This is a genomic window from Ruegeria sp. C5 (genome assembly GCF_056537605.1).
The window spans coordinates 42,651-61,849 of record NZ_JBQFRX010000007.1 but is presented as its reverse complement, the minus strand read 5'-3'; the positions used below and the strand labels follow the sequence as shown (position 1 = coordinate 61,849).

Sequence of the window (19,199 nt, the reverse complement as noted above, 5' to 3'; positions counted from 1 at the left end):
CGTTGCAAGCAGTTTATCATGCGCAATTGTGAAGCCGCCACAGCTTCCACGGAAAATGTTTGGATCGCGAGAACGGATCGTCAAGTTATAGATGACAACCCCATTTGTCCGGCTCAACTCCGGCTTGATAGACGTTCCCTCTACACGAGCAGCAGTGACCATACTTAACGTTTGCAACACTTCTGGTACTGCGGCTGCACCAAGCGAGAAATTCGAATTCACAGGCTAGGCTCACAGTTGACCTAGGGTGCATCACAGTATCAGCGACAGGGCCAGCAGACGGCCCATTGCGGACATTTAGGACGGAATTCAAATGCTGCAGTGGCATACCGGTCTGCGGACATCCGCAACAGTAGCGCAAGCTCTTCATTGTTCACTGAATTCCGCCAAGCCACGTTCGTGTCGCTTCAAGCCCTTTGCGCAAGATAGAAAACATCTGCTCAATTTCACTTTCGCTGATGATAAGGGGCGGTGAAAGAACACACATGTTGATAATAGGTCGAACTAATAACCCACGTTTTTGGCATTCTATATCGATCTGGCCGCCAATCTCGTAGTCGCATCCCAGATCGCTCCTGGGATCACCATCGACTGAGCATTGTACGCATCCCATCAACCCCATCCCACGCACATCGGCAACGATGTCAATCTGTCGCAAATGCTGCAGCTGATCCTGAAAAACCGGAGCGACCTTTTGAACGTGTTCGAGAAGTTTTTCCCGCTCAATGATCTCAATGCCCTTCAAACCCGCAGCCGCGCTAACTGGATGACCAGAATAGGTGTAACCATTTGAGAAGTTAGCATCTTTTCCCGAAACGTCGGCGATCAATCGGTCAGAGATAATCGCGGCACCCATCGGCGCGTACCCAGATGTCATTCCTTTAGCACAAGTTATTATGTCCGGCTGAATGCCGAAAACAGCCTCTGACGAAAACCAATGGCCCAATCGCCCAAAAGCTGTCACCACTTCGTCGGAGATGTATAGAACATCATACTTCTTGCAGATGTTTAGGCAGCCTTGGTGATATCCTTTTGGCGGCACGATCACGCCACCAGATGCCAGAACAGGTTCGGCGATAAAAGCGGCAACATTTTCCGGGCCAAGCGCCAAAATGGCGTTTTCAAGATCGGAAACTTTCTCCTTCAGAAAGCTCTCTTCGCTTTGACCAGGTGAACGGTAGAGCGGATTCACGTCTGGCAGGAAATGTGCGAGGTCATCGGCTTTGTCGAGCCAAAGCCGGTCACGCTCTTTTCCACTCACGCTGGCCGCCAAGTAGGTGCTTCCATGATAGGCTTTTTGCCTAGAAATGATTTTCTTTTTCTCGGGTCGACCCAAAAGGTTGTTTCTAAAATGGACAAATCGGATAGCCGTATCCACCGCAGTGGAGCCGCCCGTGGTAAAGAAGACATTGTTCAAATCTCCAGGCGCTCGTTTGGCTATTTCGCGCGCGAACCGCGCAGCAGTCGAGTTGGTGTTGTTGAAAGGCGAGAAATAGGCAAGACTCCTAGCTTGCTCAGCCATGGCCTCGGCCATCTCTTCGCGCCCATAACCGATCTGGGTGCACCACATGCCTCCCGGTCCGTCGATCAAGCGTTCACCCTTTTCGTTCACTACATGGATGCCGCTGGCACTTTCGACAAAAGTACGGCTATTTTTACCTAAAGCTTCCATCCCTTCCCACGGGTGCAGGAAGTGATCGTTGTCCCATTGTTTGGCATTAGAGTTATCCATGATGGGTCATGCTTTCCGCGCTCATTTCAATGGGAAATTCTTCACGCACCTGGGTGTCCAAAGCGCCGAAATAGTTGGGGAAATGACTGTTTAGAATAGAGTTGGCTTTGTCACGGGCGCGGTCCAGCAAATCTGTTTTGCCTTCGTTTTCCCATGTGTCTGTACGCTCACGATCCATAAGTCGCGGATAGACGAATTCGCTGTTCATATAGTTCAGCGTGTGCGGGTTGCCGAGGAAATGGCCGGGGTCGATGGCGCAATCGTGGATCACATCCACAGCCATGGTTTCATCCGTGACCTCTATCCCGCGCAACGACCGCAGGATCATTCCACCCGCTTCGTCATCGATGACCATACTTTCAAAACTACATCCCATGAGGCTACCGATCATACCGCCAAACTCGCAAAGGCGATTGGCACCGGCATGAGCAGCAAGCGTGAAGGTCAGCGCCTTTTCTAACCCGTATTGCGCATCGGGCAATTTGGCATCGGTCATGCCTGCGCCAACGGATGTGGGCAGACCATAGAAGTTGCCCATTTGAATGGCAGCCGCGCCGATCAGGGCTTGTTCGCCGCTGCCACCGGTGAACGAGCCGCTGCGCAAATCAGTGATGAAGGGCCAGGCGGCAAAGCAAACCGGACAGCCTGGAGTGATGAGGTTTACGATGGCAACGCAGGCCAGCGTTTCGGCCACGGTTTGTACCAACGTTCCCGCAAGCGTCGCGGGGGCTGTGGCCCCGGCTTGCGGAGGCACAGCCAGATCGACGGTGAGGCCAAGTTTGGCGGTATCAATCAGGATCTCCATGTTTTCCTTGCCGATCCGCAGCGGCGAAACCATTGGACAGCCGCCAAAAATGACGCTTGGCTTCTTCATGAAAGCCCCTTCGCCACCCTGAGCCAAATCAAACATGCGGATGGCATGCGGGATATGGCTGCGGTCGCGAAAGGTCAGACAGGCAGGCTTTTGGCTGCCTGCGAGCATTGCATATATGGTGTTCATATCGTGAGCGAAATCATCGGTCACATCGGTAGCCAAAACTGTGTCGCCCAGCATATGGATGTTGTCCAAGCGGTCCACTAGTCGGGTGAAATCATAAACGTCGCGCAGAACCGATGGACGATAGGACTTGGTCTCGGAATCGAAGGTTGTGACGGCCGTGCCAGAGTTGGCGAAATAGACACTCTCGGCCGAGCAATGCATGTCGTCTTTGCCTTCACGCTCACCGCGGGCATAGACGTAAAACTCTCTGGCGGCAGCCGCCAGGATGTCTTCCATAAGGGCGCGGGGGAAGCACAACCTATTGAGGTCATTCAAAACTGCGCCTTTGGGAAGCACCAGATCAAGCAATTCCGGAAAATGGTCGGTAACGCCCGTGTTTTCCAGAACGGTTAAGGCCGCTTGATGGATGTTCTCCATATCTGCTTGGGTCAGCGGTTTATAGCGGCCGCCACTTAGGCCTCCACGTACGGCCTCATTGCCCGTGGTAGCCTGTTGAACCTTTATGCGCGCGGCGCGTCCGCCGCCGCCGCGACGGCGTGATTTTGCCTCAGTCATGACCGGACATCCTTTGTTCTGGTTCCGGGCTGATCATGTTGAAATAGAAATCGTAGAAGTCCTGGATCGAGGTTTCCATCTCGCCCAAGGGGCCCGGTTGGAAGTATTGAGAGTTTACGCCGGACTGGTTGTGGCGAATGATGCGTTCGTCATCCAAAGATGTGACATGCCAAAGCCAGGTCAGGTCTTCTTTGTCGTAGTCGTCGCCTTCTTCGGCGTCAGCGCGAACCAGCCAGACGACCTGAATGTCAGTTTCCTGTAAGCCTCGTGGAATGAAGCGGTAGCCGACCATGTGATCCGAATAAATCAGGAACCAATTCAATGGACCAATATCAAAGTCAGTTGCGCCACCGTCGAAGCCTTTGAGCGTTCCAAGCAATGGTGCAAGTGCCTCGCCCGATTGGCTGCCGGTTTTGTAGCCTTGGTAAAGCGGATAGCGACGATAGTACCCGCTGGTAAATGGGGTCAGCGCAGCGTCGCCGACAAGAGTCAATTCATTGGGTGACAACCCGGCTTCTACAGCCCTAGCCTTTAGCGGCTCGACCAAACCAGCCATGTCTTGCGGTGATTTCAAGCTATGGGAGCGAGAATACTCTTTGTGCGCTGGCCCGCAGTGGTAGCATTCAAGGTAGTTCTCAACCGCTAGTTTCCAATTCGCGGGAACAGGGAATGACGCGGTATGCGCTACTTTCAAATCGTTCAGGCCATAGGGTTCGACGAGTGGCTCAAGTTTGCTGAGGACAGGATCAAGTGATGGGGTGTTTGCATCGGCACAGACAAAGATCAGGCCCTTGAAGACACTCACCTGAACGGGAAGAAGCCCAAACTTTGACGGGTCGAATTGTTCCCCCATATTGTGACTTGCACGAAGTTTTCCTGATAGCTCATATGTCCATGCGTGGTAGGGGCAAACAAGAACGCGGGCGTTGCCGGACTGTTCAGTGCAGACGCGAGATCCGCGATGGCGGCAGACATTCAAATGAGCACGAAAATCTCCATCGCGGTCGCGAACAATGATAATGCTCTCCGGGCCATAGTCGAACAGGAAGTAGTCACCGGGGCTTGGGATTTGACTGACATGCCCTGCCCAAAGCCAGTTGCGGTTCCAGACCCGGGCAATGTCATAGTTATAGATGTCTTGGGAGGTATAGAATTCGCGCGGCAGGGCGTGGCCGTACTGGTGCGAGGCTATCAGCGCATCCAACTCAAACGGTCGGCTGTTCATCTCGTTTCCTCCAAATCGATTATCTCGCGGCGAAACCAATCCTGATCTGCTTCTGCCTTGGGGCGTTCAAAATCACGGGCCGCGCGGTGGCCCGCGAAGACTGCGTCGACGATCAGCCCTGGAGAAGCGGCATCGCCAATAAGTTCGACGGTTTTCAACCTGAGCCCGCGCAAGCTGTCATATAGCATCGTCTCACGCTGACGTTCAGTGACCAGAATTGTCGAGGCACATGGAATATCCATTTCGCGACCAGTAAAGGCACAACCGATGCGGGCCATGTCACCTTGAACCGCCGTCAGCACCTGATTGCAATGAATGTCGATACCAAGCTCCATCAGGCGGGCCTGAATGCGAGGCTGCTCCAAAGTATTGATGGAGTAAGCTGAAACCAAACTCTCCGGCGTGACAAAGACAACCTGGTATCCTGCAGTCGCAAGTTTTTCGGCGATCACTCCTGCCAGATAGATATGATCGTCATCATAGATCATGACCGGGCCATCCGGCGGTAGAACACCATTCATGATGTCATCAGGCGTCAGCACATTGGCGCTTTGCTCGATCTGTGGCACATGGCGCTGGGTGTTACGGCCCATGCCGTCGGTTCGCCAAAGGCTGCCGGTGGCCACAAAGACGTGTTCGACGCCCAGCTCTGCCACTTGATCGCCATCAAGCCTGCTGTCAGTGAACAGCTGAACGTTGCCGCGTTGCTTTAAATCATGCAGACGATAGTCGACGACGCGGGACCAAGCTGCGAGGCCGGGAAGTTTGCTTTCCTTCGTAACCCGCCCGCCCAATTCGGCTGACGCCTCTGCCAACGTCACCTGATATCCTCGCCTTGCCAACTGCATGGCGCATTCAAGACCGGCAGGGCCACCGCCAACAACCAAAGTGTCCGCGTTGCTCTTTTTCGGCGCGATGATCTCGGGGTGCCAACCGCGTCGCCATTCCTCACCCATGGTGGGGTTTTGAGTGCAGCGGATCGGGATGCCCAGATTGTCGGATGAGACACAGATATTGCAGCCGATACATTCGCGGATTTCGTCAATGCGACCGTTCTCAATCTTTTTCGGAATGAACGGGTCCGCTATGGAAGGTCGCGCGGCTCCGATAAGGTCGACAATTCCCTTACTGACCATCGACAACATCATGTCAGGCGACGTCAGGCGACCGACACCAACCACAGGTTTGCGGGTGATCTGCTTAACGTGGGACAGAAACGCGTTCTGATATCCGTCCTCTGGCTGAAAACGAGTCGTGGCACTGTCGTTGGACCAGTCAGCCACATTCACATCCCATAGGTCAGGAAGATCAGCCAAGAGCTCGACAATGGCGCGGCCTTCTTCTGCTGCCTGCATGCCCCCGGCACCCATCATCTCATCAATAGCAAAACGTAACGCCACAGCGCAGCTGTTGCCCACGGCTTCGTGAGTGTCTTCCAGCAGTTCACGTGTCAGACGCACGCGATTTTCGAGCGACCCACCATATTCATCGCTACGCTGGTTCATATGTGGCAGCATGAAATGCTGCGCCAATGTCATGTTGTGCCCGGCATACACATAAATGATGTCAAACCCGGCATCTTTCGCGCGCAACGCGGCCTCGCGGTGCCAACGGCGGAATTCCCGAATGTCGGCCTTATCCATAGCCTGCGCCTGCTTGGGGTGTGTCGTGTCGACGGACATTTCGGAAGGTGCAAGAACCGGGGCGCGGGTTAGCAGGTTTTGCGCATGATTGCCGTTATGAACCAGCTGGATAGCCGCTAGTGCACCATGTTCATGTACTGCGTCTGTCATCAGCCGCAACGCGGGCACATCGCGCGCGTCCCATAGCCGCCCTTCGGCGTAAGGAGAAAGGTCAGAAGTCGGGTGAATCTCGGTCTCCTGATTGGAAACCACCGCCCACCCGCCTTCGGCCTTCATTCCACGAACGGCAGCATCCGCCCTTGGTCGGAGGTGCCCCAACCCGGTGCAATGAGGCACCTGATAGAAGCGGTTCCTGGCAGTGACTGGCCCGATCTGAACCGGTTCCAAGAGCATAGCATATGGGTTCGCGTCTGACATGTTCACGCGTTTTCCTGTGTTTGTGTTCCGGGGCTGGTTGGCCCCGGAGATATTGTTGAATCAGAAGCCGGCTTTGATCCGTTCAAACTCCGCCAGCATTTTTGCCTCAAGCTCGGGGTTCACCGCATCAAAGAACAAACTGCCCTCGAAGAAGCTTTTTGGATCGGAGAAACCATAGGCTTCGATGTTGGCCTGATCGGCAACTTCGAACGCTTTTGCGTTGGAATGCGGGTAGCCCCAGTTGTCGATGATGTACTGACCGCTGGCCGGGTCGGTAAGCGCGTTCAACAGATCATAGACCTGATCGACCGGTGTCGTGGATGATTTCAGATGCACATAGCCGCACGCCCAGGTCGCGATACCCTTGTCGACGTCTCGCATCATCGCGGCCGGCACCTCATTCCAGATCAGGTTTAGTTCTGACTGGTTCCAGGCCCAACCCAATTCGATCTCGCCGCTGGTCATTGCCTGGTCAAACTGACCTGCGTCGGACCAGTAAAAGCGCATGTTCGGGTGGATCGAGCGCAGGAAGTCAGACGCTTCCTTGAACTGCTCATCGCTCAAGTTGGTGTAGTCGTCAGCATTTCCAGTAGCCAGCGCCGCTAACGCATACGCAGATGATGCGGCATCCGGGATAGCAATCTTACCGGCATAGGCCGGGTCGGCCAGCACTTGCAGTGAGATATCGTCGCCCGAGACCTTGTCGGTGCGATAGATAAGGCCCGTGTTCCCCCATTCGAACGGCAACATGTAAAGCTGGCCGTCCAGAACGATGGCGTCGACCTCCTTGATCTCGGGCAGTACGTCGGCCCAATTGGTCAGTTTGCTTTCATCCAGCGGCTGAATCAGATCTGCTGCGACCCATTTTCTGACCGCGTCGGAACAAGGATGTGCCAGATCAGCAGTAAAACCGGAACTCAGCTTGGTAAAGGCTTCTTCCTGGCTTCCGAAATAGGAATAGCTCGGTGCCTCATTCCCGTATTTTTCCATGTAGCTGGCAAAGAAGCCCGGGTCTTCATATCCCGACCAGTCAAAAACCGTCAGATCAGCTCCACCGGCGCTGGCGCTTCCTGCACTTATCGCCGTCGCACATGCGAAAGCCGCAATTCCCTGAAGTTTCATTTTTTCCTCCCATTGTCTTATTCTGTGTCTGTGCCAAGATCGATCACGCTGGCGCTTTGGACTCCCAGCCAAACTGCGTCGCCGCGACTGAAATCAACCGTGTGAAAGTAGTTCGGAACCGAGACCGCGATCGGCACGTCGGCTTCCGCAACCTGAATGTGGTAGTGAATGTTCTCGCCATAGAAGGCCACATTGCTGACTTTGCCCTGAACGGTTGATGGATAGTCTTCGGGTTTTTCAGCGGTGATTTCTAATTGTTCGGGTCGAATACCGATGTTCATATCTCGGGCGCTGGTTGCAACGTTGGGGTTTCTTCCAATTTCCATTTGGCCAAAGGCCTTCGCGTGGATTGAAAGCGTATCGCCATTTTCCTTTAGCAACTGGGCAGGCAGAATGTTCATCTCACCGATGAAACTGGCAACCTGCTGATCGCAAGGCCGGGCGTAAAGCGTTGTTGGCGTATCCACCTGCTTGAGGCGCCCATTGAACATCACGCCAATGCGGTCAGACATTGTCATCGCCTCGTATTGGTCGTGTGTGACCATCACAAAGGTAATACCCAGCGATTGCTGCAGATTGCGCATTTCAAATTGCATCTGCTCGCGCAGCTTCTTGTCCAAGGCCGACAAGGGCTCATCCAGCAACAATACTTTGGGTCGCATGATCAGCGCGCGGGCGAGCGCCACCCTTTGCCGTTGCCCGCCTGACAACTCACTTGCGCCGCGATCCTCAAGCCCCCCCAACTCGACCATTTCCAAGGCTTCGGCTACGCGCTGATCGATTTCGGCTTTGGGGGCCTTGCCGCGTAATCCGTAGGCCACGTTGTTCCCGACATTCAGGTGCGGGAAGATAGCATAGCTCTGAAATACCATGTTGGTCGGCCGGTTATTGGCAGGCACACCATCCATATCCTGACCGTCGATCAGCACAGTGCCTTTGGTCGGCTCTTGGAATCCCGCGATCATCCTCAATACCGTGGTTTTGCCACATCCCGATGGGCCGAGGAGTGAGAAAAACTCGCCTTCTTTAAGATCGAGATTGATCCCGCTAGCCGCCAGGAATGTACCATAGCGCTTTTCGACGCCCCTGAGTTCTATGATGTTTTTGTCTGTCATCTGACCTCTGATGCGGATGAGCGGCGCCGGAAATACTCAGCCAGCACCAAAAGCAGGACCGATGTAAGCAGCAGGATAGAGCCTAGGGCCAAAACGTTTGGAAGCTTGGCGGGGAAACGAATCTGGCTCCAGATGTATACTGGCAAGGTTGGTTGGTTGCCGGACAGGAAAAAGGCGAGGACGAATTCGTCGAAGCTGACTGTGAAAGTGACCAACAAACTGGCTACGATACCCGGGGAAACGACCGGAAGCGTCACGCGGCGGAAGGTGTCGAACACGCCGACGCCCAGATCGTAAGATGCTTCCTCCAGCGACGCATCGAAGTCATCGAAAGCAGACTTCAGGATCGAGACGGAAAACGGCAGCGCAAGAAACGTATGGCCCAGAACGACGGTCAGCAAAGACGGCTTGAGTCCGACAAACAGAAACAGAACCAGCATTGAAGAAGCAACTATAATGCCGGGAATAACCAAAGGCAGCATCACCAGACCTTCGGCAGCACGCTGACCCCGAAAACGGTACCGAATAAAGGCGCGAGCGGCGAACAACCCCATTGCGGTAGACAGAAGTGCCACGACGGTGCCGACGCCAAGCGAATTCCAAAGGGCCTGGATCAAGGTATCCTGTTCGCCCAGCTTCCGATACCAGTCCAGCGTCCAGCCCTTGATCGGAAAGGCAACTATTGTGCCGCTATTGAATGAAAACAAGGGCAGAAAAAGGACGGGCAGGTAAAGAAAAACCAAATACAGAAAAGCGTAGGCTGTCAGGGTCGAAGGGCGTCTCATCTTATACGCCTCCCTAGCCGGGTGGCGGTAATTACAAACACTATAGCGACAAAGCCAACCGATAGCATCGCGATCAGTGAAAGGGTGGCGCCCAGTGGCCAGTTGTTGGCGGCCCCGAACTGCACCTGAATTAGGTTGGCGATCATCTTCCCGTCCGACCCTCCAACCAGTGCCGGGGTCACATAGTCACCTACCGTGGGGATAAATATGATCAGACAAGCAGCAATAATCCCCGGGATGGTTAGTGGCAGCGTCACCCGCATGAAGCGTTGAAAAGGGCTGTTACCGAGGTCGGTGGCGGCTTCTAGTAAGCTTGGATCGATCTTCTGCAATGAGACATAGATCGGCAGGATCGCAAATGGCGCCCAGGCATGAGCAAGCGTCAGCACGACTGCAAATTCATTGTAGAGAAGGAAGTCCAGCGGTTCGTCAATCAAGCCAAGCATCAACAGTGCGGAGTTCATCACTCCATTGAACCCTAGAATGAGTTTCCAGGCAAAAACGCGCAGGAGGTAGCTAGACCAGAATGGAATGGTGATGAGCAGAAGCCAGATGGTCTTTTTCCGGGCCTTCATCGCGATGAAATAAGCGATGGGATATGCCAGTGCGACGGTAACTGCTGTTACTGCTCCGGCAATCCAGATCGACCTTAGCATCAAGTGTCGGACCAGAGGATCTGCAAACGCGTCGCTATAATTTTTTAGTGTCGGCGTCTTGTCGAGCGTTACGTAAGATTGCGTCCAGAACGAATAGGCGATCAGGATCAACAATGGAGCCGTCACCAGAAAACCCACATAAGCCGTGGCTGGTGCGCTGAGGGTATAGCCCCGGGATGCTTCGCTACGAAAGATTACCCAACCTCCTTTCCGGATTTTCACGAGTCACTAATGGACGATCGTCCATTAAATGTTGCGCCAGAACGGTCTTTCGTGTCAATCTTCCTGTGAGATAGACTTGAGGGATACCATCAAGAGGATGGAATTATTGAATAAAGTGGAAAACGTCAGAGGAAGAAAACGTGGCTCGAAACGTGCTCCGGATGCCAATAAGCAACTTCTGATCAAGGCGACTCTGGACTCTATCGCGGATATTGGAGTCACCGATACGACGGTCAGCCGCATCTGCGAGCGTTCTGGTTTATCGCGCGGAATGATCCATTTGCATTTCGGCGGGAAGGACAATTTGCTGACGGCAGCAGCCCAGCATTTCAGTGCTCAATATTATGCCGAAATGGATAAATTGACCGACCTGGGTTCGGATGCATCGCCCGAAGACCGTGTGATGGCCGTGATCGAGGCGGACCTATCAGAAGCTCTGCTCAATCCAAGAAGTACGAAAATCTGGCATGCATTCCGCGGCATCGCGAGCTCACACCCAGGTATTGCCCGCTACAGCAGCACCCAAGATCAAAAACTTGTCGAGACCTTGCGGCTTGCGTTTAAGGAGATAGCTCAAAAAAACGAGCGTGACCCAAACTTGGTGGACGATGCCACCGCCGGAACGCTGGCTTTGCTGGAAGGTATGTGGGTCAATTACCTAACAGATATGCAGGGTTTTTCACGACGACGCTCTGTTGATCTTATCAGACGTTTCTTGTGCGGACTTTTCCCCGGAAAATTCAAATTGTGAGATTTCGGGACGCTCAGATTTGAGACAGAAAAACAGCATGTTCTTGGAAAGCCGACTGCTGGTATTGGCGAATTCCCTGGCGTCTAAATGCAACACCCCGTGCATTGGACGAAATCCAACATCCGCTTTCCCCTGAAGAAAGGTTTCCATTGCACGTGCAGCGAAAGACCGCTTTCCGCCCGATTCATTAGAATAACAACGCGTTCTGGCACAATAAGTACCGGCGAGGCCTACACCGCCGTGCTTTTTTTGGGGGCCGCGGGATTTGGACAAGCCAAACGCCCCCTGCCATCAGAGGTAAGACGCTGCCTTCCCCCTCGGGCAACCCTATTAGACAACACCGTGTCCTCGGCTACGCCTGCGGGCCGCACCACTATTGTCGAATAGCATTGCCTCGCCCCCATCCGCGTTCGCCACGTGGCAGATCAGCAGGAACACGCGCCTTCGGCGTCTGATCTGCAAATCAGCCCTGATTTTCCCAAAAGCGAAGTCAGGATCATTGAAATCGGTCTAGGTGCTGGATGAAGGAAGTGAGGCGAAAATGGCAAGGTTCTGTCGCTGGTGGCAGAACTATGTGTCGCCTGACAAGGGTTTAAGTGGCGGACCGAGGAGGATTCGAACCCCCGACCCCTTGATTCGTAGTCAAGTACTCTATCCAGCTGAGCTATCGGTCCGCGTTGGTGAGGCGGTGTTTAGACCTGAGGCCGAGGGCGCGCAAGTCGATTCTTCAAAAAAACTTCAAAAAGTCATATCGCCGCGTGGAAGCCTTATTTCAAAGGTGGTTCCATCAGGCCCTGTGTCTTTCAGAAACAGGTCTCCGCCGTGACCCCGCACCAATTCTTGCGAAATCGCAAGCCCAAGTCCCGAGCCGCCTTTGCGAACACCACCCTGAAATGGTGTAAACAGATTCTCTCGGGCCTTAGGGGGCAGGCCTGGACCCGTATCGCTGATTTCGATGCACCAGTCGGTTTCAAGCTCAGATGCAGACACCGTTACGCGCCCCGCCTTACCCGAGACCAGAAGTGCTTGCCGGGCATTGCGCACAAGATTCATGACAACCCTGAAAATCTGTTCCGGGTCGGCACGGATAACAAGATCTTCGGGTACGTCGTTCACAATCTCAACGCAGGCATCGGCAATGGCGAGTTGTTCGCTGGCGACAACATCTGCGGTAACGTCCCGCAAGCGCACCATGGTCAGGGTTGGGGCTGGTTCTTCGGCGCGTCCGAACGCCAAGGTGCTTTCGCACAAAGAAACCGCCCGCGTGATCGAATTGACAAGTTTGGGTGCCATTCGCGCCACCAGGGGGTCATTGCTTGCTTCAATTCGATCGGTAAACAGCTGAGCAGACGTCAGAATGTTGCGCAGATCGTGGCTGACCTTGGCCACCGCCCCGCCCAACTGGGCCAGACGTTCACGTTGTTTCAGGGCCTGGGTCAGATCGGTTTGAAGCATCTGCAGGGCCTCTTCGGCCTCGCGCAGTTCGGTCACCTTTGAATTGGGGGAGATGATGCCGCGCGCATCCTCAGGTGCGCTGGCATAGCGCTGCATGTAGCCAACAACGCTTTTGATCGGACGCACCAGTACTACGCGCACAGCCAGAAACAGGAACGAGGCCGTTATGATTGAGATCACAAAGGACAGCCCAAGGATGCGGAGCCCATAATCCGTCATGGCCATGCGCAAGGGCTCACTGTCCATTGTCACCTCGATCAACAATCCTGCGTCTTTGACCGGCGCGCCAATCACACGAATGACCTCGTTTTCGGGGGTAAACAGCCTCGAGACCGCATCACGGATCAGCACCCAAGCGCTGGCATTACGCAAATCAAAGGTTTTGGTGATCTGGGTCGGGATCGGTGAAGACAGCATGAGCTGACGCACCTCGTCGCGGCGCAATACGACGTTATAGACCCCCGCATTTGACAGCAGTTCCGCTTCAAGCTCATCAGCCAGCATATCGTCGGCCAACAAAGCAAGCGAGGCGATCTGGGCGCGTTCCAGCCGGTTCAGCAGAAAATCTTCTCGGAAGCGCGCGATCGAGGGCACAAAGATCAGTACTTCGGCCAACATGACGAAGACCGTCGTCAGGATCAGAAATCGGCCCGACAGCGAGTTCACTTTGCGCTCCTCCTTGGGTCAGGGAATCCAGCGCTGGACGAACCTGACCACTCTTTTAACCATTTGATTCTCAAACAGCCTTGGAGAGAAATAGGCCCCTGCCACACGTTTGTTAAGCTCTCCGACCGTTGGGTAAGGCGAAACCATCGCTGCGATCTGACCCATCTTGAGATTATTGGCCAGCGCCAGCGACCACAAGTTGATCAATTCTCCGGCCTGATATCCGACGATTGTCGCGCCCACTGGTCGGCCCTTTACGACCATCACCTTGATGAACCCCTTGGTCTTGCGCTCGGAAACTGCGCGGTCATTGTGGTGATAGTCGAACCGGGCAACCTCCACCGCGTCGCCATGCTGTTCACGGACTTGTGCCTCGGTCAGGCCGACCTGTGCCAGTTCGGGATCTGTATAGGTGGCCCATGGGATATGAGCGGTCTTCGCTTTCGACGGAAGCCCAAATAAGGCAGAGCGGATTATGATCCCCGCATGATATCCGGCGACATGGGTAAATTGCAGCCCACCTGCAACATCACCAATGGCATAGACCTTGCGATTGCTCGTGCGTAAAGAGTCGTCCACCTTGATGCCTGCCCGCGTGCTGTCGATCCCGGCAGCGTCGAGGTTCAGACGGTCGATATTGGCCTTGCGTCCGACGGCCAGCAACAGATGAGAGCCCGCGTAGACCTCATCATTCTCAGTGACCACCTCAATGGTGCCTGCATTTTCTCGGATCTGGGACACCATGGCGTTTTCATGGATTTCGACACCTTCAGTCCGAAGGCTGTACTGCACGACGGCTGCAGCTTCAGGGTCGTCTTTGCCCAGCGCACTAAGGCCCTCGATCACGGTCACTTTGCAGCCCAGCCGGATATGCGCCTGCGCCATTTCCATGCCGATAGGACCTCCGCCGATGATCAAAAGGTGTTCGGGCTTGTCGCGCAGGTCGAATATTGTCTCGTTGGTGTAATACGGCACCTGATCCAACCCGGGCAGTGGCGGTACCAAGGGCGATGAACCGGTGGCCACCACGACGCGTCGGGCGGTGATCAGATGATCTCCGGCCTGTACCTGCGTGGGTGAGATGAAACGACCGTACTCCCGGATTACCTTGACGCCAAAGCCCTCAAAACGCTCCTGACTGTCCATGGGTTCGATTTGAGCGATGACGTTTTGCACGTGTTCTTTGGCGGCTGCATAATCCACCCGTGGCGTCACATCCGCGACACCAAAAGCCGACGCGTGGGCCTGAGCATATGCAGCCTTGCCGCTGGCGATCAGAGCTTTGGATGGGACACAGCCGAAGTTCAGGCAATCCCCACCCATCTTGTGGCCTTCCAGCAGGATGACATCCGCACCCATCTGGCTGGCCCCGGCGGCTACAGACAACCCGCCTGACCCGGCCCCGATCACCAGGATATCGGTTTTCAACTCTTGCATGGATCAGGAGCCCTTTCGACCACGGAGGGATTTGATGACAATCGGCAGCGCTGCCAGCGCGCACAAGCCAATAATTGGCCCGATCACGAAGGGTTCCCATAACAGCGAGACATCCGGGGTTTCGCCGCGATCAAAAACACCACCCAGCCCAACACCGATCCAGGTATAGACAATCCCACCAGGGATGATGCCCAGCGCCGTCGTAATCAGGAAGTTTCGGAACTTTACCCCAACCAATGCGGGCACCAGATTGGCAACGAAGAAGGGCACCACAGGTACAAGACGCAGCAGGAACAAAACCGAGATTTCATTCTCACGTAGCCCGTCCTTCAGTTTCTTGACCGTCCCTTCCGAGGCTTCAAGCTTGGCGGTCAGAGATTCACCCAAACCCCAGCGTGCGGCTAGAAAGATCGTCGAAGCGCCTATGGTTGCGGCAAAAACATTAAAAACCGTTCCTGCAAGCAACCCGAACAGGAACCCACCGGTCATCGAAGCAACCGCAGCACCGGGTAACGAGAAGGCAACAATAATGATGTAAATCCCCACGAAAGCCGCAGCCATCGCCCAGTAGTTTGAATCGCGCCAGGCCAGCAAAGCCTCGCGATTGTCGCGCAGGGTTTCAAAGGTCAGATAGTCGCCCAGCGCAAAGAACCCCACGGCGGCAACGGCGAGAATCACCGCCAAAGGGATATGACGTGCCAGCCCTTTGCGCGGGATCTTGGTGGTTTCGTTCATCTGGGTAGCAGGTTCTTGTTCATTCATCTTGCCCACAACATGCGCCGCCCGCGCGCGCTGCAACAGAGGCCTCACGGGGCCTTGATGTTTATGGCACTTAATGTGAGGGATACGCGCTCTGAACCCGGTTTTTGAAATCTTTTGCCCGGGCAGATTACAGATTTGTTGCAAAACGCACCAAAACCCCCACCTAGGGGTTTGACTTACCCCCCGCTACCCAGTAGAGGACGGGCTTCGAACACTAGGGCCAGGCGAATCCGCGCCGCACCCACCGCTATAGATTGGAGACGGAGCGATGAAACGCACCTATCAGCCTTCGAACCTGGTTCGCAAACGCCGCCACGGTTTCCGCGCGCGCATGGCTACCAAAGCCGGCCGCAAAATCCTGAACGCACGTCGCGCACGCGGCCGCAAGTCGCTGAGCGCATAAGCCGCTCGACCTTTCAGGTTATGAACATGACGCCGCCGGAGGCCCCTGAGGATGGTAACAACCAGCCGAGGGTGATGCCCCCGGCGGCGTCCGTTTGCGCATCTGAATCATTGACCGTACTGCAGAATCGCTCGGACTTTCTGAAAGCCGCGCGGGCCAAACGGCAAGGCACTGCATCGATGATGGTGCAGGCGCGTAAACGTGGCGCTGATGAGGCTGCGGGCATTCGCATCGGGTTCACCTGCTCAAAGAAGGTCGGCAATGCCGTCGCCCGCAACCGCGCCAAACGCCGCCTGCGTGAAGCCGCGCGAGCCGTATTACCTATTCATGGGCATGCGGGCTGGGACTACGTGTTGATCGGCCGCGCCGAGGTTACCGCTGCACGGCCCTTTGATGCGCTGAAAGACGATCTGCGCTATGCCCTGCGCAAAATTCATGGGGGTGGCAAGTGAACATATTTGCCCATCTCCTCGCCCTGCCCGTCCGGGCCTACCGGTTGATCTTCAGCCCCTGGGTCGGATTCAACTGCCGCTATCAGCCGACTTGTTCCGCCTATGCACTGGAAGCGCTTGAAAAACACGGCGCCATCAAGGGCGCATGGCTGGCAGCGCGCCGGATCGGGCGCTGCCATCCGTGGGGTGGCGATGGCTATGACCCTGTGCCCGACGACGAACGACCCTGACCCTTGCCCGGTTCACCCAACTGCGATAGGCCCCGCCCATGTTTGATGAAGCCGACGATATCCATCCGCTTTTTACCGGTGCGCCTTCAACCACCGAGTTCAAGAAGCTGCGCAAGCGCATCGTGCGCCAGACGCGCGAGGCCATTGAGCAGTACGGCATGGTGGACCGCACCGCCGAAGGTAAAACACCCCGCTGGTTGGTCTGCCTATCGGGCGGCAAGGACAGCTATACCCTTCTGGCGGTGCTCTACGAACTGAAATGGCGCGGTCTGCTGCCCGTGGATCTTCTGGCCTGCAATCTGGATCAGGGGCAACCGGGGTTCCCGGCAACAGTCCTGCCAGAATTCCTAGACCGTATGGGGGTGCCACATCGGATTGAGTATCAGGACACCTATTCCGTTGTGATGAACAAAGTTCCGCAGGGCCGCACCTATTGTGCGCTGTGTTCACGCCTGCGTCGTGGCAACCTCTATCGTATCGCGCGCGAGGAAGGCTGTTCCGCAGTTGTGCTTGGCCATCACCGCGATGACATCCTTGAAACCTTTTTCATGAACCTGTTCCATGGCGGTCGTCTTGCAACCATGCCACCAAAACTGGTGAATGAAGAAGGTGATCTGTTCGTCTATCGCCCGCTGGCCCATGTGGCCGAGGCGGATTGCGAGAAATTCGCCAAGGCGATGAACTATCCCATCATACCCTGCGATCTGTGTGGCAGTCAGGACGGGCTGCAGCGTCAGCAGGTCAAGCAGATCCTCGATCAGTGGGAAAAGAACAGCCCCGGTCGGCGGCAAGTGATGTTTCGGGCATTGACCAACGCGCGGCCTTCGCATCTTCTGGACCCAAAACTGTTTGATTTCGCAAATCTTTCGATCGATCCGATTCAAAAAGACGAAAATTCAGACGAAATTCCCCAGTTACGTTAACGCCTGACTCAGATTGATTTCCTACGGTTGGCTTGCGCGATCCTAGCCCAAGCTGAAGGCCGTAAAACCTATGCGGAAATTCCTCTTTGTCGACCGTTGTTCCGAAACGCTGCGGATACTTCTCACCGGACCGCAGGTTCTGGCATTTATTCCCGCGGCGTGTTTAGCCGCCTTCTGGTTGGGCGGTGAACGTGCACTTGTTACCACGGCTTTGGGTTTGCCCCTTGCTTTTGCCGTCATCGGAAATTGGGGAAGCCGTTCTTATACAGCCCGTAGTTCAGGTATGCGCCCCAGCGGCCTGGTTCCCTATGACGTTTTTCAATCAGAGTTGGAGGCGTTGAGTGAATCGGTCAGCAAATCAGGTGAGAATGCCGCCTGTATTGCAATTGCTTTGGACGGCTATGCCGACCTTCAGGATCTGCACGGTCAGGCTGCCGCCACTCATGTAAAGCAGCAATTCAGTGATCGTATCCTGTCGATCATCCGAAATCAGGACATCTTTTCGCAGATCGATCAGAACCGGTTTCTCATTGGCCTGCATCCCTCCCCACATCTTGATCTGGAAGCCTGCATTCAAATGTCTGGCCGCATCCAAAGCGCAGTCGAAGAGCCGCTTTTGTTGAATGGCACAGGAGTTTACCAATCCTGCTCGATCGGGTTTTGCCTGCATTCAGACCTGCGACAGGCCGAGGCTGATGAGTGGATTGGCGCCGCCACCGCTGCACTGTCCGACGCGCAAAGAAGCGGTCCCTCGACCATACGCGCCTATTCAACCGCGACCCGTCGGCGATCCCTGGTCCGAGCCAATTTGAGAAAAGAGTTCGAGGCGGCATTGGACAATGGAGAGATTCGGCCCTGGTTTCAGCCTCAGGTTTCAACGGATAATGGGAACATCACAGGGTTCGAGGCTTTGGCAAGGTGGGAGCATCCAATAAAAGGTGTTCTCAGCCCGCAGGTATTCCTGCCCTTCGCCGAGCAAGCCGAACTGATGGAGCGGCTAGGCCAAATCATGCGTCACCATGCTTTTGAAGCGATGCAAGCTTGGGATCGTGCAGCATGCGTTGTGCCCCGGATCGGTATCAATTTCTCATCCGATGAGTTGCGCAATCCCGGCTTGATCGACCGCCTGAAATGGGAGTTGGATCAGTTTGATTTGACACCGGATCGGCTGGCGGTTGAGATTCTGGAAACCGTGTTCTCTCGCAGGCCGGATGACGTGATCACCCGGAATGTAACCGGCATGGCTGCGCTTGGATGTTGTATCGACCTGGATGACTTTGGCACCGGACATGCTTCAATCGCCTCTATCAAGCGGTTTGACGTCTCGAGGATCAAGATTGATCGGACGTTTGTCACCAAATCGGATCAGGATCCCAGCCAGCAGCAACTGGTCAGCGCCATTCTGACCATGGCTGAACGCCTGAATCTCGAAACGCTCGCTGAAGGTGTGGAAACGCCCGGCGAACACGCGTTGATGGCGCAATTGGGCAGTAACCACGTTCAGGGGTTCGGAATTGCAAAGCCAATGCCATTTGAGCAGACCCTGGATTGGATCGCGGCGCATCGTGCCAAGATCAGGGGTGCATCCAAGATCGGTCGCAAAATGGGATGAAATCAGCAATTACGGTGCGCCAAATCCAGCGCCGGA

General features: G+C 55.1%; 17 protein-coding genes and 1 tRNA gene. 6 read left to right on the top strand and 12 right to left on the bottom strand.

The features are described from left to right. Positions 1-373: 373 nt before the first annotated feature. Genes ACR0AW_RS18665 through ACR0AW_RS18630 form a run of 8 tightly spaced genes read right to left on the bottom strand, consistent with a single transcriptional unit; the run spans position 374 to position 10,445 of the window. Positions 374-1,732 (bottom strand): aminotransferase, encoded by a 1,359-nt coding sequence (locus ACR0AW_RS18665; protein WP_170572139.1) that lies wholly within the window; start codon positions 1,730-1,732, stop codon positions 374-376. Then, positions 1,725-3,287 carry a trimethylamine methyltransferase family protein gene (locus tag ACR0AW_RS18660; protein ID WP_170733991.1) on the bottom strand — a complete coding sequence of 521 codons (1,563 nt, stop codon included), beginning with the start codon at positions 3,285-3,287 and terminating at the stop codon, positions 1,725-1,727. Before ACR0AW_RS18660 ends, ACR0AW_RS18665 begins: the two co-directional genes overlap by 8 nt. After that, a complete protein-coding gene (locus tag ACR0AW_RS18655) occupies positions 3,280-4,512 on the bottom strand; it encodes an aromatic ring-hydroxylating dioxygenase subunit alpha (RefSeq protein WP_170733990.1) in 1,233 nt (410 codons plus the stop codon). The genes ACR0AW_RS18660 and ACR0AW_RS18655 overlap by 8 nt, the downstream gene beginning before the upstream one ends. Beyond that, positions 4,509-6,572 (bottom strand): oxidoreductase, encoded by a 2,064-nt coding sequence (locus ACR0AW_RS18650; protein WP_170733989.1) that lies wholly within the window; start codon positions 6,570-6,572, stop codon positions 4,509-4,511. The genes ACR0AW_RS18655 and ACR0AW_RS18650 overlap by 4 nt, the downstream gene beginning before the upstream one ends. A gap of 60 nt (positions 6,573-6,632) precedes the next feature. Further along, a complete protein-coding gene (locus tag ACR0AW_RS18645) occupies positions 6,633-7,694 on the bottom strand; it encodes an extracellular solute-binding protein (RefSeq protein ID WP_170733988.1) in 1,062 nt (353 codons plus the stop codon). Between the two features lie 17 nt (positions 7,695-7,711). After that, on the bottom strand, positions 7,712-8,809 hold the full coding sequence (locus tag ACR0AW_RS18640) for an ABC transporter ATP-binding protein (protein ID WP_170474744.1): 1,098 nt from the start codon (positions 8,807-8,809) through the stop codon (positions 7,712-7,714). Continuing rightward, the gene (locus ACR0AW_RS18635; RefSeq protein ID WP_170733987.1) at positions 8,806-9,594 is read right to left on the bottom strand and encodes an ABC transporter permease; all 789 of its coding nucleotides are present in this window, start codon (positions 9,592-9,594) and stop codon (positions 8,806-8,808) included. Before ACR0AW_RS18635 ends, ACR0AW_RS18640 begins: the two co-directional genes overlap by 4 nt. After that, positions 9,591-10,445, bottom strand: coding sequence for an ABC transporter permease (locus tag ACR0AW_RS18630; protein WP_170474779.1), 855 nt, complete (start codon positions 10,443-10,445; stop codon positions 9,591-9,593). The genes ACR0AW_RS18635 and ACR0AW_RS18630 overlap by 4 nt, the downstream gene beginning before the upstream one ends. 142 nt (positions 10,446-10,587) lie before the next feature. On the opposite strand from ACR0AW_RS18630, the gene ACR0AW_RS18625 reads away from it, so the two are divergent. Continuing rightward, entirely contained in the window at positions 10,588-11,223 is a 636-nt protein-coding gene (locus ACR0AW_RS18625; protein WP_480684558.1) for a TetR family transcriptional regulator C-terminal domain-containing protein, read from the top strand. A 597-nt stretch (positions 11,224-11,820) separates the two neighbouring features. Here the strand turns inward: ACR0AW_RS18625 and ACR0AW_RS18620 are convergent. The 4 genes from ACR0AW_RS18620 to ACR0AW_RS18605 form a co-directional block, all read right to left on the bottom strand. Next, positions 11,821-11,897 (bottom strand) — tRNA-Arg (locus ACR0AW_RS18620). Positions 11,898-11,961: 64 nt separating this feature from the next. Further along, a complete protein-coding gene (locus ACR0AW_RS18615; protein WP_480439421.1) occupies positions 11,962-13,344 on the bottom strand; it encodes a sensor histidine kinase in 1,383 nt (460 codons plus the stop codon). A gap of 18 nt (positions 13,345-13,362) precedes the next feature. After that, a complete protein-coding gene (locus ACR0AW_RS18610; protein WP_170733985.1) occupies positions 13,363-14,781 on the bottom strand; it encodes an FAD-dependent oxidoreductase in 1,419 nt (472 codons plus the stop codon). 3 nt (positions 14,782-14,784) lie between these two features. Further along, a complete protein-coding gene (locus ACR0AW_RS18605; RefSeq protein WP_480444258.1) occupies positions 14,785-15,543 on the bottom strand; it encodes a TVP38/TMEM64 family protein in 759 nt (252 codons plus the stop codon). A 268-nt stretch (positions 15,544-15,811) separates the two neighbouring features. Here ACR0AW_RS18605 and rpmH point away from each other — a divergent pair, with 268 nt between their 5' ends. From rpmH to ACR0AW_RS18580, 5 genes are all read left to right on the top strand, one after another. Continuing rightward, on the top strand, positions 15,812-15,946 hold the full coding sequence (gene rpmH, locus ACR0AW_RS18600; RefSeq protein WP_005980833.1) for a 50S ribosomal protein L34: 135 nt from the start codon (positions 15,812-15,814) through the stop codon (positions 15,944-15,946). Between the two features lie 26 nt (positions 15,947-15,972). After that, positions 15,973-16,398, top strand: coding sequence for a ribonuclease P protein component (rnpA, locus tag ACR0AW_RS18595; protein WP_170392869.1), 426 nt, complete (start codon positions 15,973-15,975; stop codon positions 16,396-16,398). Next, positions 16,395-16,628: a membrane protein insertion efficiency factor YidD gene (gene yidD / locus ACR0AW_RS18590; RefSeq protein WP_170392870.1), complete on the top strand. Its 234-nt coding sequence runs from the start codon at positions 16,395-16,397 to the stop codon at positions 16,626-16,628. The genes rnpA and yidD overlap by 4 nt, the downstream gene beginning before the upstream one ends. A gap of 38 nt (positions 16,629-16,666) precedes the next feature. After that, positions 16,667-17,551: a tRNA 2-thiocytidine(32) synthetase TtcA gene (gene ttcA, locus ACR0AW_RS18585; RefSeq protein ID WP_170733984.1), complete on the top strand. Its 885-nt coding sequence runs from the start codon at positions 16,667-16,669 to the stop codon at positions 17,549-17,551. Positions 17,552-17,621: 70 nt separating this feature from the next. Then, a complete protein-coding gene (locus ACR0AW_RS18580) occupies positions 17,622-19,163 on the top strand; it encodes a GGDEF domain-containing phosphodiesterase (protein ID WP_170733983.1) in 1,542 nt (513 codons plus the stop codon). Positions 19,164-19,199: the final 36 nt, after the last annotated feature.